The organism is Pseudomonas gregormendelii, from assembly GCF_017114825.1.
GTDB classification, from domain to species: Bacteria; Pseudomonadota; Gammaproteobacteria; order Pseudomonadales; family Pseudomonadaceae; genus Aquipseudomonas; species Aquipseudomonas gregormendelii.
On sequence record NZ_JADEVO010000042.1, the window covers coordinates 11,978 to 27,944 of the forward strand.

Sequence of the window (15,967 nt, forward strand, 5' to 3'; positions counted from 1 at the left end):
CAGCTAACTGTCTGCCCCGCCCTTGGGGAATATCAGGACTAGCCTAGTTCCTGAATCAATCATGCAAAGGGCAAAGGAATGCCTGATTTACCCGCTTCAAAGCGCCTGCGAATCGGCCGCTATGCTGAATCCAGCCGCATTTACCTGCTGACTATCAATACTCGCGACCGAGAGCCCATATTCAAGGACTTCTCCTTGGGTAGAGGGGTGGTCAATCAATTTCGCTGCGCTCAGGATCAAGGCTTCGCCAACTCACTGGCATGGGTTGTCATGCCCGATCACTTTCATTGGTTGATTGAGTTGCGGCAGGGGTCGTTGGGTGGACTGGTGCAAAGGACTAAATCCTTGAGCACCAAGGCAGTGAAGCAGTCTACCGGTCGAACCACCAGTCTCTGGCAGAGAGGGTTTCACGACCGGGCGCTGCGGCGGGAAGAGGATTTAGTGAAAATGGCTCGATATGTTGTAGCCAACCCGCTGCGGGCTGGACTGGTAGAGAAGCTTGGCGACTATCCGTTGTGGGATGCTATCTGGGTTTGACCCGAATCGGAGTCGTCCCCATCGCCAGCAGGCTGGCTCCCACAGGGTGTTATCTGATTGTCAGAGTCAACTGTGTGAGCCAGCCTGCTGGCGATGACATCAGTCCGGCTCACACCCCTTCAACACCAACCGGATAATCGTCTGCGCCGCTGCTTCGTAATCCTCTTCATCCAGCTTCGCCTTGCCGGTAATTGCAGTGATCTGCCAGTCAAAGTCTGCATACGTCTGGGTCGCTGCCCAGATGCTGAACATCAGGTGATTAGGGTCGATCGTTGCGATCTGGCCGCGGTCGATCCAGGTCTGGATGCAGTCGATGTTGTGCTCGGCCTGGCTGTTCAGTTGTTCGACCAGGTCGGCGCTCAGGTGTGGGGCGCCGTGCATGATTTCGCTGGCGAACACCTTGGAGGCAAACGGCAGGTCGCGGGAGATGCGGATTTTCGAGCGGATGTAACCGCTCAGCACTTCACTGGGTACACCGTCGGCGTTGAACGGCGTCGAGGCCTGCAGGATGGGCTCGATGATGCTTTCCAGAACCTCGCGGTAGAGGTTTTCCTTGGATTTGAAATAGTAGTAGACGTTAGGCTTGGGCAAACCCGCCTTGGCTGCGATGTCACTGGTTTTGGTCGCAGCGAAGCCCTTGTCGGCAAATTCTTCACTGGCGGCACGCAGGATCAGTTCTTTGTTGCGCTCGCGGATAGTGCTCATAAACCAGGTGGTTCCTTGCCTGTACTGGCGGTGGCGCATGGTAGCACCGGCTTTGCGCACCGCTCAAGAATGCCCCGCGACGGCTCTGGCAGGCTATGCTGCCCAGCATTCACTCTTTGCAGGAAATTTCATTCATGGCAGGAAGCAGTTTGCTGTTGCTGATCGACGACATCGCCGCAGTGCTCGACGATGTAGCGCTGATGACCAAGATGGCCGCGAAAAAGACGGCAGGCGTGCTGGGTGATGACCTGGCACTCAATGCGCAGCAGGTGTCCGGAGTACGTGCCGAGCGCGAAATACCGGTGGTATGGGCCGTTGCCAAGGGCTCGTTCCTGAATAAGCTGATCCTGGTGCCGTCGGCGCTGGCGATCAGCGCATTCGTCCCGTGGCTGGTGACGCCATTGTTGATGGTCGGTGGGGCTTACCTGTGCTTTGAAGGGTTTGAGAAGCTGGCGCATAAATTCCTCCACAGCAAGGCTGAGGACGAGGCTGAACACGCCCAGCTGGTCGAAGCGGTAGCCGACCCGGCGACCGACCTGGTGGCTTTCGAGAAGGACAAGATCAAGGGCGCCATTCGTACTGATTTCATCCTGTCGGCGGAAATCATCGCCATCACCCTGGGAACCGTGGCGGGCGCTTCGCTGACCCAGCAGGTCATCGTGTTGTCGGGGATCGCCATCGTGATGACCGTGGGCGTCTACGGCCTGGTCGCGGGCATCGTCAAACTCGATGATCTGGGCTTGTGGCTGACCCAGAAGCCAGGCCAGATGGCCAAGAGTATCGGCAATGGAATCCTGCGGGCCGCGCCCTACATGATGAAAAGCCTTTCGGTGATTGGTACCGCGGCGATGTTCCTGGTCGGCGGCGGGATTCTGACCCATGGCGTGCCGGTGGTTCATCACTGGATCGAGGAAGTCAGCGCGGGTGCTGGCGGGGCCGGCTTTATCGTGCCGATGTTGCTTAATGCCGTGGCAGGGATTGTGGCGGGTGCGGTGGTGTTGGCGGGGGTGATGCTGGTGAGCAAAATCTGGAAAGCGCTGAAGAGCTGAAGCTGCACGCATTTCAAAGTTAATACTGTCCAATGTGGGAGCGGGTTTGCCCGCGATGGCGGCGCGACATTCAACGTAGAGGGTGAATGTTGTGGCCCCATCGCGGGCAAGCCCGCTCCCACAATTGGTTTTGATGTTGCCGCTGTTACTCGGCGATCTGCAACTTGCGCGATTCGGTATACACGTAGCGCACCTTCTCGTACTCGAACGGCGAGTTCAGCTGGCCGTAACGGAAGCTGGTCTGATAGCGCCGATCAACTGCGCGCAGCATCCAGACTTCCGGGTGGTTGGAGCTGACTTCCGAAACGTTGAGGAAGTTGATCGCCGACTCGGCGGTAAAGTCCACGGCCAGGCCGCCGGTGTCGCGGATGTTGGACGGGCCGAGGATTGGCAGCACGAAGTAGGCACCGCCCGGTACGCCGTAGAAGCCCAGGGTCTGGCCGAAGTCTTCGCTCTGGCGCGGCAGGCCCATGGCGGTGGCCGGGTCCCAGAGGCCGGCGATGCCGATCGTGGTGTTCAGCAGCAGGCGCGCGGTGGTTTCCATCGAGCGCTTGCCCTTGAACTGCAGCAGGCTGTTCATCAGGTTCGGCACATCGCCGAGGTTGTTGAAAAAGTTGCTCACGCCGGTGCGCAGGAAGCTCGGCGTGATGTAGCGGTAACCATCGACCACAGGCAGGAACACCCATTGGTCGAAGCGGTAGTTGAAGTGGTAGACCCGGCGGTTCCACTCTTCCAGTGGGTCATAGACGTTAAGCGCGTTGAGCGTCGAGCGCTCGAACTCGCGCTGATCCAGTCCCGGGTTGAACTTGAGTTTGCTCAGCGGTTCCTTGAAGCCATCGCTATCGACGACGATAGGCGCATTGGCTTTGCTGTTGTCGGCATGGGCGACGCCTGCACAGAGTAACGCTGCGATAAGCAGGAGAGATTTAGCCACGGAAGAACTCCAGCATGGCGTCGCTGTTGACGCGGTAATTGAGGTTGCCGCAATGGCCGCCCAATGGATAAACGGTCAGGCGGTCACCGAACGTCTTGCGCAGGAAACCCAGGTCACCGGGGCCCAGGATCACATCGTCGGCGTTGTGCATAACGGAAATTTTCGGGCTGTCGCGCAGGTAATCCTCGAGCGCGTAGAGGCTCACCTGGTCGATCAGCTGCAGCAGGCTGCCCCCGTCCGTGCGGGCACGCCACATCGGAATCACCTGTTCGGTGATGTAGCAGTCGAAATCACACTGCAGCGCGCGCTTGAGGAACGGTGTAAGGCTGGTGCCTTCGGTGATCGGGTATTTCGGTGGAGTAATCAGGCCGCGACGGTTGATCAAGTCCGAGGTGAACGAAATATCGGCTGCCGAGAAGCGGAACGAGGTGCCGATCAACATCGCCATCTGTTCGTTGCTCAAGTGCTGCTTGGACTGCTGGAAGTCGTAGAGCAGCGCATCGTTGAGGTCGACGTAACCTTTCTGCTGGAAGTAGCGGGTCAGTTTGTTCAGCACCAGTTCATAAAAGGTGGTGCTGTTGTTGATGCCTTTAACCTCGGTCTGGACGAGTTTGTCCAGGTTGGTGATGGAGGTGTAAAGGTTGACCGGTGGGTTGAGCAGCAGCACTTTCTTGAAATTGAAACTGCGGCGGGTCTCGTCCAGGTGCGCGACAAAGGCCGCATCCAGGGCGCCCAGGCTGTAGCCGGTGAGGTAGTACTCGGTCACCGGTACTTTCGGATTCTGCGCCCGCACCGCCTGCATGACCCGGTACATGTCTTCGGCATCTTCCTTGGTGATGCCCGGGGTGGCGAAGCGCGAGGCGGCGCTGATGAAGTCGAAGCTGGTCGGCGAGGACAACTGCACGACGTGGTAGCCGGCCTTGTAGTAGAGCTTTTTCAAATATTCGTTGAGGCTGCTGTCATAGCGCGCGCCGGTACCGGCGATCAGGAAGATCAGCGGCGCGGCTTTGTCCTGGGTGGCGATGCGATAGGTAAGCTTCTTGACCGCCCAGAAGTTGTCCGGCAGTTGGAATGCGCGCTCCGGCCGCAGGGTGACGCTGCGGTCTTCCTGATTGATGTCGTCGTCCAGCGGCAACTCCGGACGCAGGTCCGGTGGAGTCGTGGCAATGGTGGCCTCAAACGGGTTGGTCAAGGGGTAGCCATAACTGGCGGCGTCGATGTCGACCGCCAGTGCGGACGCACTCAAAATAAGGCCGCCAAACAGGGCGGCGAAGCGCAAGGAACGGAGCATGACTAGATCCCTTAGAGGAAGGTGCCGGATGAAGTTCGCAGGCTATGACCACGGCTTTGCCGCCAAAGTGCCACGCATCGGCACGAAACAGGCGTAATTTCGGGTAATAGTAGCTGGACGATACACTTTGCAGCCATTTGATGACTACTTATCTGTCGCGCGCGTTTGATTAAATTGTGAGGAAGATTAAGCTGGCGGCCGTTTTCGCCTATTGGAGTGCCCCATGTCCCGCCGTCTACCCGTGATTCTGCTGCTTGTTTTGCTGCCGTTGTGGCTGGCCGCCAGTTACGGCGCGCGTTATGGCTTCATGGAAGACGCGCAGTGGGTGGGCATCTGCGTGGATGAGGCCAGTCGCTGGGAATGCCAGGCGCGTTCGAGCCTGGGCTTGATGATTCACTTCAAGGTATTAGGCTGGTCGGCGATCGCCGCAGCGGTGCTGGGCTTTGTTGTGCCTGGCCGGGCAGGGTGGTGGTTGGCGGTGTTGGCCCTGGTGCTGGGGTTTCCCGCATTGGCGTTGTACAACACGACGTTGGCGGTGTTTGCGGTGGTGATTGCAGCTTTGCGGCTGGTGCGGGCGGCTCGTAGCGACTGATAGCGGCCATCGCGGGCAATCCTTGCTCCCACAGGAGGGTGAGTCAGCCCGTTGTGGGAACAAGCCTTGCGCCACAGTTTGCTCAGTCAGACCTCTGTGGGAGCAAGGCTTGCCCGCGATGAGGCCCGCAGGTTCGCTGAAGGATCAGCCCTGCTGACGAACCCGCAAGCACCGCCACAACGCCGCCACCATCAGCCCACTCACCAGCGCCCAGGCCCAGGCCTGCTGGTTCTGCAACCCTTCTACAAACAGCTGCGGCGCAATGCCTGCGCCGATAATGAAAGTCAGCACGGCGATTTCCCGGCGTGGCACGCTCACCGGGCGGCACAGGTAGATCAGCGCCGGCAGGATGAATGCCATGCTTGGGAAGCTGCGATAACGCGCATCGAACACCAGTTCCAGCATCATCACCGCACCGGCAAAGCCTGCGCCGGCGACCAGCCAGCCGGCCCTGCGCTCCAGCACATTGAATGCTCGTCCACGCCAGCCCGTGCGAGCGCTCAAGGTCAGTGCGGCATGGGCCAGCACCAACAGATTTAATGCCGTCAGTAACGCAACCCACAGCCATTCGCTGGCAAATCGGGTGGTGACGCGCGCCAGGTCGCCCCAGGCGCCGATGGAACACGCTGCCAAGGCGCCCATTAAAGGCAGCACCAGGGCCGCTCGAGTGCTGCGCACGCGACCGCCAAGCACCAGGGTGCCAAGGAAAATCAAACCGCCGACCACCAGCCATTGCGCCCAGTACGGCACGTTCGACACGGGACCGGCCAGCACGCCCTTATCCTGGCGATCAGCATCGAACAGTCCCCAGTAACCGCCCACCGCACCTTCACTGGCGCGTTTCCATGGCTGGTCGAAGGCTTCGATCAGGTTGTAGTGCCAACCCTGTTGTTCTGCCATGGCAACAAAACCGCGGATGAACTTGGCTTCATTGACCCGGCTGGGCAGGGCCGTCTCGCGCTGGCGTCCTTCGCTCGGCCAGCCGGTTTCGCCAATCATGACGTCCTTCGGGGCGAATTTGTTGCCGAACACCTGGCGCACTTCAGCCACATGCTGCAGTGCGGCATCAATGTTGGAGGGATCGTCTTCCCAGTACGGCAGCAAATGGATGGTCAGGAAATCCACCGCCGGGGCGATTTCCGGGTGCTTGAGCCAGAATTCCCAGACGTCGGCATAGGTCACGGGTTGTTTTACGTTGCTCTTGACCTTGTTGATCAGCACGGCCAGTTGCGGGCCGGTGATTTCCTTGCGCAACAGCACTTCGTTGCCGACGATCACCGACGTCACCACGTCGGCATTGGCATTGGCCGAAGCGATCAGCAGGTCGACTTCCTTGGCCGTGTCCACCGGGTTGCTGTTGACCCAGGCGCCGATCATCAACTTCAAGCCATGCTTGCGCGCCAGATCGGGCAGGGCTTCGAGGCCGGTCATTGAGTAGGTGCGGATGCATTCAAAGCGCGTGGCGAGCAGCGCGAGATCGGCGTCCATGCGCTCAGGGCGTAATTTGAACGGCACGTCGAACGGCGACTGGTCCTTGTCGAACGGCGTGTAGGAAGCGCACTGCAACTTGTGCGTAGCGCTGGCGACGTCCGGCAGGATCACCGGTTTACCAAGGCCGTACCAGAAACCACACAAGGCAAAAAGCCCAAGCAGGCAGGCGAACAGATAGGCAAAAAAAGGAAAGCGCGAGATCGCGGACATGGTCAGGCCGTCTGGGAGCAAAGCGGGGCATGTTACCTGCATTTACCGCGCGCTTGGTGCCTCGCATGGTTTTGACATGCAATGTTCGGGCGGATTGGCCGGGTGCGGGGGAGTGGCGATCATTAATGGCGTTCTGATGTCGTTTCTCGATGGCTTGAGGTCGCTGGCAGAGCAGGTCGCCCGCGGCGTCAGGTTGATTATCGAGGCGTCAGTGCTCTCATGGAAAAACCGAGCTGATGATCGAACGAGCTTGCGGTGTGCGTGATGGGGGCGCGGCGCACCAGAACAATACGTTGACGCGACTCGGCATCCGTCGAGCGCAGCACTTTCGGGGAAGTAACGATGAAGATGCGACGACTTTTAGGCGCGGGTGCCGCTTTGGTGCTTGCGATTGGCTCCACAATGGCCAATGCCGAGAGCAAGACCCTGAGCATCGGTTATGTCGACGGTTGGTCCGACAGCGTCGCGACCACTCATGTGGCGGCCGAAGTGATCAAGCAGAAACTCGGTTATGACGTGAAGCTGCAAGCGGTGGCGACCGGGATCATGTGGCAGGGCGTGGCCACCGGCAAGCTCGACGCGATGCTCTCCGCCTGGCTGCCGGTGACCCACGGCGACTACTGGGTCAAGAACAAGGACCAGGTAGTCGACTACGGTCCGAACTTCAAGGATGCCAAGATTGGCTTGATCGTGCCGGAGTACGTCAAAGCCAAGTCGATTGAAGACCTCAAAACCGACGACAGCTTCAAGGGCCGCATCGTTGGCATCGACGCCGGTTCGGGCGTGATGCTCAAGACCGATCAGGCGATCAAGGATTACGGCCTGAGCAATTACACCCTCAAGGCAAGCTCCGGCGCCGGCATGATTGCCGAGCTGACCCGTGCCGAGAAAAAGAACGAATCCATCGCCGTTACCGGCTGGGTGCCACACTGGATGTTCGCCAAGTGGAAACTGCGCTTCCTCGACGACCCGAAAGGCGTCTATGGCGCGGCTGAAACCGTGAACAGCATCGGCAGCAAAGAGCTGGCGACCAAGGCACCGGAAGTGGCCAAGTTCCTGAAGAACTTCCAGTGGGCGTCGAAAGACGAAATAGGCGAAGTGATGCTGGCCATCCAGGATGGCGCCAAGCCGGACGCCGCGGCCAAGGCTTGGGTTGCGAAACACCCTGAGCGTGTAGCTGACTGGATCAAGTAATCTGAGGTCAGGCATCTATACCCTGTAGGAGCTGCCGCAGGCTGCGATCTTCTGATTTTGATTTTTCAAGATCAAAAGATCGCAGCCTGCGGCAGCTCCTACAGTTGTGTTTAAGGCAGGGAAATTGTTTGCTGCTGGAAAATGGCGAGTCTGTCATGTCGTTCTAATACTAAGGTCGTCTGGAACCTGGCCCGCAGCCGCATAGAGTGGATAACGTTCCAACAATAATCTGTGCTGCGAGGATAAAAACAATGAACGACAGCATTTACCTCTCGATTCAAAACAGCCCGCGTTTCAAGGAGCTGGTTAGCAAGCGAGAAAAGTTCGCCTGGATTCTTTCGGCGATCATGCTTGGGCTTTACTCCGGATTCATTCTTCTGATCGCTTACGGGCCGCATTTGCTGGGCGCGAAAATCAGTCCTGAGTCATCCATTACCTGGGGCATTCCGATCGGTGTTGGGCTGATCCTCTCCGCCTTCATCCTGACCGGCATCTACGTAAAACGCGCCAACGGCGAATTTGACGACCTGAACAATGCGATTCTCAAGGAGGCTCAGCAATGATCCGGCGTCTATTGGCTCTATTGAGCGTTGCAGCATTTGCACCGGGTGCCTGGGCGGCGGATGCCTTGACCGGCGCAGTGACCAAGCAGCCACTGAATGTCCCGGCGATCCTGATGTTCGTGGCGTTTGTCGGCGCTACTTTGTGTATCACCTACTGGGCCTCGAAGAAAAACAACTCGGCGGCCGACTACTATGCGGCCGGCGGCAAGATCACCGGTTTCCAGAACGGTCTGGCGATTGCCGGTGACTATATGTCCGCGGCGTCCTTCCTGGGTATTTCCGCCCTGGTGTTCACCTCTGGCTACGACGGCCTGATCTATTCGATCGGCTTCCTGGTGGGCTGGCCGATCATTCTGTTCCTGATCGCCGAGCGCCTGCGTAACCTGGGTAAATACACCTTTGCCGACGTGGCGTCCTACCGCCTTGGGCAAACCCAGATCCGCTCGCTGTCCGCCTGCGGCTCGCTGGTGGTGGTGGCGTTCTACCTGATCGCGCAAATGGTGGGTGCCGGCAAGCTGATCCAGCTGCTGTTCGGCCTCGACTACCACGTTGCGGTTATCCTGGTCGGTATCCTGATGTGCATGTACGTGCTGTTCGGCGGCATGCTGGCGACTACCTGGGTGCAGATCATCAAGGCAGTACTGTTGCTGTCCGGCGCCTCGTTCATGGCGTTGATGGTAATGAAGCACGTCAACTTCGACTTCAACGCGCTGTTCTCCGAGGCGATCAAGGTTCACCCTAAAGGTGAAGCAATCATGAGCCCTGGCGGTCTGGTGAAAGATCCGGTCTCCGCGTTCTCCCTGGGCCTGGCGCTGATGTTCGGTACCGCTGGCCTGCCGCACATCCTGATGCGCTTCTTCACCGTGAGTGACGCGAAAGAAGCCCGCAAGAGCGTTCTGTACGCAACCGGCTTCATTGGCTACTTCTATATCCTGACCTTCATCATCGGCTTCGGCGCGATCCTGCTGGTCAGCACCAACCCGGCGTTCAAAGATGCTGCTGGCGCGCTGTTGGGCGGCAACAACATGGCGGCGGTGCACCTGGCTAACGCAGTGGGCGGCAGTATCTTCCTGGGCTTTATCTCGGCGGTAGCGTTCGCGACCATCCTGGCAGTGGTTGCCGGTCTGACCCTGGCCGGTGCTTCGGCGGTGTCTCACGACCTGTACGCCAGCGTGATCAAGAAAGGCAAGGCGAACGAGAAGGACGAGATCCGCGTGTCGAAAATCACCACTATCGCCCTGGCGGTGCTGGCGATTGGCCTGGGTATCCTGTTCGAAAGCCAGAACATCGCGTTCATGGTGGGCCTGGCATTCTCCATCGCGGCGAGCTGTAACTTCCCGGTACTGCTGCTTTCCATGTACTGGAAGAAGCTGACTACCCGTGGGGCAATGATCGGTGGTTGGCTGGGTCTGGTGAGCGCTGTTGGCTTGATGGTCCTGGGCCCGACCATCTGGGTGCAGATCCTGCATCACGAGAAGGCGATCTTCCCGTATGAGTACCCGGCACTGTTCTCGATGATCATCGCGTTCGTGGGCATCTGGTTCTTCTCGATCACCGACAAGTCGGCGGCTGCAGACAGGGAGCGGGCGCTGTTCTTCCCGCAGTTTGTCCGTTCGCAGACAGGTTTGGGGGCGAGTGGGGCGGTTTCGCACTAAGCGCATCGTAGGCTGTTAACAAATGCCCCGGTCGAGAGATCGGGGCATTTTTGTTCCTGTCCAAAATGTGTGTTGTCAGGTTCGGCCTCATCGCCAGCAGGCTGGCTCCCACATTGGAATGTGTACTTCCTGTGGGAGCCAGCCTGCTGGCGACAGCGGTGGTTCAGTCATTGCCTAAAACCAAGGCTGGCTCCCACATTGGAGTGTGAGCCTCCTGTGGGAGCCAGCCTGCTGGCGACAGCGGTGGTTCAGTCATTGCCTAAAACCAAGGCTGGCTCCCACATTGGAGTGTGAGCTTCCTGTGGGAGTCAGCCTGCTGGCGACAGCGGTGGTTCAGTCATTGCCTAAAACCAAGGCTGGCTCCCACATTGGAGTATGAGCTTCCTGTGGGAGCCAGCCTGCTGGCGATAGTGGTGGTTCAGACATTGCCTAAAGCCCGGGCTGGCTCCCACGTTGGAATGTGTGCTTCCTGTGGGAGCCAGCCTGCTGGCGATAGTGGTGGTTCAGACATTGCCTAAAGCCCAGGCTGGCTCCCACATTGGAATGTGTGCTTCCTGTGGGAGCCAGCCTGCTGGCGACAGTGGTGGTTCAGTCATTGCGTAAAGCCCAGGCAAACAAAAACGGCCTCTATTCACATAGAGGCCGTTCCCGGTGCAGCGTCAAGACGTTATCGCAAGACAGGTCTTATTTACGATCTTCCAGCTTGGTAATGTCACGCGACTCGTAGCCGGTGTACAACTGGCGCGGGCGGCCGATCTTGTACGGGCTGGAGAGCATTTCTTTCCAGTGGGAGATCCAGCCGACGGTCCGCGCCAGGGCGAAGATCACGGTGAACATGCTGGTTGGAATGCCGATCGCCTTGAGGATGATGCCCGAGTAGAAGTCGACGTTCGGGTACAGCGAGCGCTCGATGAAGTACGGATCGGTCAGGGCGATCTCTTCCAGGCGCATGGCCAGTTCGAGTTGCGGATCGTTGTTGATGCCCAGCTCTTTCAATACTTCGTCGCAGGTCTGCTTCATCACTGTGGCGCGTGGGTCGCGGTTCTTGTAGACCCGGTGACCGAAGCCCATCAGTTTGAACGGATCGTTCTTGTCCTTGGCCTTGGCAATGAACTTGTCGATGTTCGACACATCGCCAATCTCGTCGAGCATGGTCAGGACAGCCTCGTTCGCGCCGCCGTGGGCAGGGCCCCACAGTGCAGCGATGCCGGCGGCGATACAGGCGAACGGGTTGGCACCCGAAGAGCCGGCCAGGCGTACGGTGGAGGTCGATGCGTTCTGCTCGTGGTCGGCATGGAGGATGAAGATCCGGTCCATGGCCTTGGCGAGTACCGGGCTGATCGGTTTGATCTCGCACGGGGTGTTGAACATCATGTGCAGGAAGTTTTCCGCGTACGTCAGGTCGTTGCGCGGGTACATCATGGGTTGACCCATGGAGTACTTGTAAACCATCGCTGCCAGGGTCGGCATCTTGGCAACCAGGCGGATCGCGGAGATTTCGCGATGCTGCGGGTTATTGATGTCCAGGGAGTCGTGATAGAAGGCCGAGAGGGCGCCAACTACACCGCACATGACGGCCATCGGGTGGGCGTCGCGACGGAAACCGTTGAAAAAGGTCTTCAGCTGCTCATGAACCATGGTGTGGTTCTTGACGGTGCTGACGAACTGGGCTTTCTGTTCTGCAGTCGGCAATTCGCCGTTGAGCAGCAGATAGCAAGTTTCCAGGTAGTCCGATTTTTCAGCGAGCTGTTCGATCGGGTAGCCGCGGTGCAACAAAATGCCGTTGTCGCCGTCGATATAGGTAATCTTCGACTCGCACGAGGCGGTCGACATGAAACCAGGGTCAAAGGTGAAACGGCCCGTGGCCGTGAGGCCCCGAACGTCGATAACATCGGGACCAACGGTGCCGGTTAAAATGGGCAGCTCGACGGGGGCTGCGCCCTCGATGATCAACTGCGCTTTTTTGTCAGCCATGTGGCCTCCTATTTATGCTTGAAATCATCAGACAGACCCCCCACGCAGGGCCCGCACCACTATAGTGAGATAAATTCGAATGTCAATTTGCCTAAAGTCTTGCTCCAGAAGGCTTTAACCGGACTTTTTCCTCGAAATTGTCTGCCGTTTACGCCTTTTATCCAACTTGTGCAATGCGCTATTAGGGGAAGGTGAACGCGTTGTCATTAGTAGCCTAACTGTCTATACTCGGCCACCGACCTCCAGGGGCTTTTGGGCCTGCTTTATTGGGGGTCGCATCCCTGGGTGGTGGTTACCTGACCAGTGCACTCCCCAACAACTTTGCCCTGATTGTTAGGGGCTCTTCAGTGTGAAAAAAAGCCGTGAAAAGCCAACGACCTGTAAACCTAGACCTAAGGACCATCAAACTCCCCATCACCGGCGTTACGTCGTTCCTGCACCGTGTTTCCGGCATCATCCTCTTCCTGGGCCTTGGCTTCATGCTTTATGCATTGGGCAAATCCCTGGGCTCCGAGGAAGGTTTTGCCGAGGTGAAGGCAACCTTGACCAGCCCGCTGGCCAAGTTCGTAGCATGGGGTCTCCTGTCCGCTCTGCTTTATCACCTGGTAGCCGGCGTGCGCCACTTGATCATGGATATGGGCATCGGTGAGACGCTGGAAGGCGGCCGCCTGGGCTCGAAAATTATCATCGCGGTTTCCGTGGTGTTGATCGTTCTGGCAGGAGTTTGGATATGGTAACCAGCGTTACGAACCTTTCGCGTTCTGGCCTCTACGACTGGATGGCACAACGAGTGTCTGCGGTCGTTCTCGCGGCTTATTTCATTTTCCTGATCGGATACCTCGCAGCGAATCCGGGCATTGGCTACGAGCAGTGGCATGGCCTGTTCGCCCACAACGGGATGCGTATCTTCAGTCTGCTGGCCCTCGTTGCCCTGGGTGCTCACGCCTGGGTCGGCATGTGGACCATCGCGACCGACTACCTGACGCCGATGGCGCTGGGCAAGTCCGCGACTGCAGTACGTTTCCTTTTCCAGGCAGTATGCGGCGTTGCGATGTTCGCTTACTTCGTCTGGGGTGTGCAGATTCTCTGGGGTATCTGATCCATGGCTAACATTCCAACGATTTCATTCGACGCCATCATTATTGGTGGTGGCGGTGCCGGCATGCGCGCGGCGCTGCAACTGGCCCAGGGCGGTCACAAGACTGCCGTGATCACCAAGGTGTTCCCGACCCGTTCGCACACCGTTTCGGCCCAGGGTGGCATCACTTGCGCCATCGCTTCTGCCGATCCAAACGATGACTGGCGCTGGCACATGTACGATACCGTCAAGGGTTCCGACTACATCGGTGACCAGGACGCTATCGAATACATGTGTCAGGAAGGCCCGGCCGCGGTGTTCGAGCTGGACCACATGGGTCTGCCGTTCTCCCGTACCGAGCAAGGCCGTATCTACCAGCGTCCATTCGGCGGTCAGTCGAAGGATTACGGTAAAGGCGGGCAGGCTGCCCGTACGTGCGCCGCTTCCGACCGTACCGGTCACGCGCTGCTGCACACGCTTTATCAGGGCAACCTGAAAGCCGGCACCACGTTCCTGAACGAGTACTACGCGGTTGACCTGGTTAAAAACCAGGACGGCGCATTCGTCGGCGTGATCGCCATCTGCATCGAAACCGGCGAAACCAGCTACATCCGTGCCAAGGCTACCGTCCTGGCGACCGGTGGTGCCGGTCGTATCTACGCCTCCACCACCAATGCCCTGATCAACACCGGTGACGGCGTCGGCATGGCCTTGCGTGCTGGCGTTCCGGTACAAGACATCGAAATGTGGCAGTTCCACCCGACCGGCATCGCCGGCGCCGGTGTACTGGTTACCGAAGGTTGCCGTGGTGAAGGTGGATACCTGATCAACAAGCACGGCGAGCGTTTCATGGAGCGTTATGCTCCGAACGCGAAGGACCTTGCCGGTCGTGACGTGGTTGCCCGTTCGATGGTTAAAGAAATCATCGCCGGCAACGGTTGCGGTCCGAATGGCGACCACGTGATGCTCAAGCTCGACCACCTGGGCGAGGAAGTGCTGCACAGCCGTCTGCCAGGCATCTGCGAACTGTCGAAGACTTTCGCGCACGTTGATCCGGTTGTCGCCCCGGTTCCGGTTGTTCCGACTTGCCACTATATGATGGGCGGTGTTCCGACCAACATTCATGGTCAGGCGATCACCCAGAACGCTGAAGGCGTGGACGAGATCATTCATGGCCTGTTCGCTGTAGGCGAAGTGGCTTGCGTATCGGTTCACGGTGCCAACCGCCTGGGCGGTAACTCGTTGCTCGACCTGGTGGTATTCGGTCGCGCCGCCGGCCTGCACCTGGAAAAGGCGCTGACCGACGGCATCGAATACGATGACGCCACCGACGCCGATATCGAAGCAGCCCTGTCGCGTCTGTCCGCCCTGAACGAGCGTACCGATGGCGAAGACGTGGCAACCCTGCGTCGCGAGCTGCAAAGCTGCATGCAGAACTACTTCGGTGTATTCCGTACTGGCGAATACATGCGGAAGGGGATTGCCCAGCTGGCCGACCTGCGTACACGCATCGCCAACGTCAAGATCAACGACAAGTCGCAGGCGTTCAATACTGCGCGGATCGAAGCGCTGGAGTTGCAGAACCTGCTGGAAGTGGCCGAAGCCACTGCAATCGCTGCTGAAGTGCGTAAAGAGTCCCGCGGTGCTCACGCCCGTGAAGATTTCGAAGATCGCGACGACGAAAACTGGCTGTGCCACACCCTGTACTTCCCGGGTGACAAGCGCGTAACCAAGCGTGCCGTGAACTTCTCGCCGAAAACTGTTCCGACTTTTGAACCTAAGATTCGGACTTATTAAGGGTGGCTGCCATGTTGAAAGTCAGCGTTTATCGTTACAACCCTGATCAGGACGCCGCGCCGTTCATGCAGGAATTCCAGGTCGATACCGGTGGTAAAGACCTGATGGTGCTGGACGTGCTGGCCCTGATCAAAGAGCAGGACGAGGGTTTCTCCTATCGTCGGTCTTGCCGTGAAGGTGTTTGCGGTTCCGACGGCATGAACATCAACGGCAAAAACGGCCTGGCGTGCGTTACGCCATTGTCCGCTGTCGTAAAAGGTAACAAGTTGGTTGTTCGTCCGCTGCCAGGTTTGCCGGTTATCCGTGACCTGGTCGTCGATATGAGCATCTTCTACAAGCAATACGAGAAGGTTAAGCCTTACCTGCAGAACGACACGCCGGCTCCGGCCATCGAGCGTCTGCAGTCCCCTGAAGAGCGTGAAAAGCTCGATGGTCTGTACGAGTGCATCCTGTGCGCCTGCTGCTCGACCTCTTGCCCGTCCTTCTGGTGGAACCCGGACAAGTTCCTGGGTCCAGCTGCTTTGCTGCAAGCGTACCGCTTCCTGGCAGACAGCCGTGACACCAAGACGTCCGAGCGTCTGGCTTCGCTGGATGACCCGTTCAGCGTATTCCGCTGCCGCGGGATCATGAACTGCGTCAACGTATGTCCCAAAGGCCTGAACCCGACTAAGGCCATCGGTCACATCCGTAACATGCTGCTGCAAAGCGGCGTGTGATTCAGATGCTGTTGTAAGCGCAGTACCGCTGTACCCGTAGATGCTACGGCGCAGGCTTCAACCGGCGCCGTAGTTTTAACCTGAGCAGCAGCTCAAAAAGCTGCAGCTCTTATTTTGAAGAAATGAGACAAGCAGGGGCATCCGGGCTGGTACCCGGACTATCAGCGTGATCCTAGGTGGC

General features: G+C 58.5%; 15 protein-coding genes. 10 read left to right on the top strand and 5 right to left on the bottom strand.

Annotated elements, in window-relative coordinates:
- Positions 1-78 precede the first annotated feature (78 nt).
- On the top strand, positions 79-537 hold the full coding sequence (locus IMW75_RS22695) for an REP-associated tyrosine transposase (RefSeq protein ID WP_045057746.1): 459 nt from the start codon (positions 79-81) through the stop codon (positions 535-537).
- Positions 538-636: 99 nt separating this feature from the next.
- Here the strand turns inward: IMW75_RS22695 and IMW75_RS22700 are convergent, their stop codons facing one another.
- Positions 637-1,242 (bottom strand): TetR/AcrR family transcriptional regulator, encoded by a 606-nt coding sequence (locus IMW75_RS22700; protein ID WP_205893836.1) that lies wholly within the window; start codon positions 1,240-1,242, stop codon positions 637-639.
- 134 nt (positions 1,243-1,376) lie between these two features.
- Here IMW75_RS22700 and IMW75_RS22705 point away from each other — a divergent pair, with 134 nt between their 5' ends.
- Entirely contained in the window at positions 1,377-2,291 is a 915-nt protein-coding gene (locus IMW75_RS22705) for a DUF808 domain-containing protein (RefSeq protein WP_205893837.1), read from the top strand.
- Positions 2,292-2,436: 145 nt separating this feature from the next.
- On the opposite strand, the gene IMW75_RS22710 is transcribed toward IMW75_RS22705, so the two are convergent.
- Both IMW75_RS22710 and IMW75_RS22715 read right to left on the bottom strand, forming a co-directional pair.
- Positions 2,437-3,225 carry an MlaA family lipoprotein gene (locus tag IMW75_RS22710; protein ID WP_045057748.1) on the bottom strand — a complete coding sequence of 263 codons (789 nt, stop codon included), beginning with the start codon at positions 3,223-3,225 and terminating at the stop codon, positions 2,437-2,439.
- Positions 3,218-4,516 (bottom strand): serine/threonine protein kinase, encoded by a 1,299-nt coding sequence (locus tag IMW75_RS22715; RefSeq protein WP_045057749.1) that lies wholly within the window; start codon positions 4,514-4,516, stop codon positions 3,218-3,220. The genes IMW75_RS22710 and IMW75_RS22715 overlap by 8 nt, the downstream gene beginning before the upstream one ends.
- Positions 4,517-4,739: 223 nt before the next feature.
- On the opposite strand from IMW75_RS22715, the gene IMW75_RS22720 reads away from it, so the two are divergent.
- The gene (locus IMW75_RS22720) at positions 4,740-5,108 is read left to right on the top strand and encodes a hypothetical protein (protein WP_205893838.1); all 369 of its coding nucleotides are present in this window, start codon (positions 4,740-4,742) and stop codon (positions 5,106-5,108) included.
- A gap of 144 nt (positions 5,109-5,252) precedes the next feature.
- Here IMW75_RS22720 and IMW75_RS22725 read toward each other — a convergent pair whose 3' ends face one another.
- The gene (locus IMW75_RS22725; protein WP_205893839.1) at positions 5,253-6,851 is read right to left on the bottom strand and encodes a glycoside hydrolase family 17 protein; all 1,599 of its coding nucleotides are present in this window, start codon (positions 6,849-6,851) and stop codon (positions 5,253-5,255) included.
- Positions 6,852-7,151: 300 nt separating this feature from the next.
- Here IMW75_RS22725 and IMW75_RS22730 point away from each other — a divergent pair, with 300 nt between their 5' ends.
- The 3 genes from IMW75_RS22730 (at position 7,152) to IMW75_RS22740 (ending at position 10,221) form a co-directional block, all read left to right on the top strand.
- Positions 7,152-8,003, top strand: coding sequence for a glycine betaine ABC transporter substrate-binding protein (locus IMW75_RS22730; RefSeq protein ID WP_205893840.1), 852 nt, complete (start codon positions 7,152-7,154; stop codon positions 8,001-8,003).
- 251 nt (positions 8,004-8,254) lie between these two features.
- The gene (locus tag IMW75_RS22735; RefSeq protein ID WP_042558286.1) at positions 8,255-8,566 is read left to right on the top strand and encodes a DUF485 domain-containing protein; all 312 of its coding nucleotides are present in this window, start codon (positions 8,255-8,257) and stop codon (positions 8,564-8,566) included.
- Positions 8,563-10,221 carry a cation acetate symporter gene (locus tag IMW75_RS22740; protein WP_045057754.1) on the top strand — a complete coding sequence of 553 codons (1,659 nt, stop codon included), beginning with the start codon at positions 8,563-8,565 and terminating at the stop codon, positions 10,219-10,221. Before IMW75_RS22735 ends, IMW75_RS22740 begins: the two co-directional genes overlap by 4 nt.
- Before the next feature lie 684 nt (positions 10,222-10,905).
- On the opposite strand, the gene gltA is transcribed toward IMW75_RS22740, so the two are convergent.
- Positions 10,906-12,195, bottom strand: coding sequence for a citrate synthase (gene gltA / locus IMW75_RS22745; protein ID WP_003222994.1), 1,290 nt, complete (start codon positions 12,193-12,195; stop codon positions 10,906-10,908).
- 362 nt (positions 12,196-12,557) lie between these two features.
- Between gltA and sdhC the strand changes: the two genes are divergently transcribed.
- Genes sdhC through IMW75_RS22765 form a run of 4 tightly spaced genes read left to right on the top strand, consistent with a single transcriptional unit; the run spans position 12,558 to position 15,786 of the window.
- Complete coding sequence (gene sdhC / locus IMW75_RS22750; RefSeq protein ID WP_045057755.1) at positions 12,558-12,932, top strand: succinate dehydrogenase, cytochrome b556 subunit; 375 nt, start codon at positions 12,558-12,560, stop codon at positions 12,930-12,932.
- A complete protein-coding gene (sdhD, locus tag IMW75_RS22755; RefSeq protein ID WP_045057756.1) occupies positions 12,926-13,294 on the top strand; it encodes a succinate dehydrogenase, hydrophobic membrane anchor protein in 369 nt (122 codons plus the stop codon). The genes sdhC and sdhD overlap by 7 nt, the downstream gene beginning before the upstream one ends.
- A gap of 3 nt (positions 13,295-13,297) precedes the next feature.
- Positions 13,298-15,070 carry a succinate dehydrogenase flavoprotein subunit gene (gene sdhA, locus IMW75_RS22760; protein WP_205893841.1) on the top strand — a complete coding sequence of 591 codons (1,773 nt, stop codon included), beginning with the start codon at positions 13,298-13,300 and terminating at the stop codon, positions 15,068-15,070.
- Between the two features lie 11 nt (positions 15,071-15,081).
- The gene (locus IMW75_RS22765; protein ID WP_045057758.1) at positions 15,082-15,786 is read left to right on the top strand and encodes a succinate dehydrogenase iron-sulfur subunit; all 705 of its coding nucleotides are present in this window, start codon (positions 15,082-15,084) and stop codon (positions 15,784-15,786) included.
- Positions 15,787-15,967: the final 181 nt, after the last annotated feature.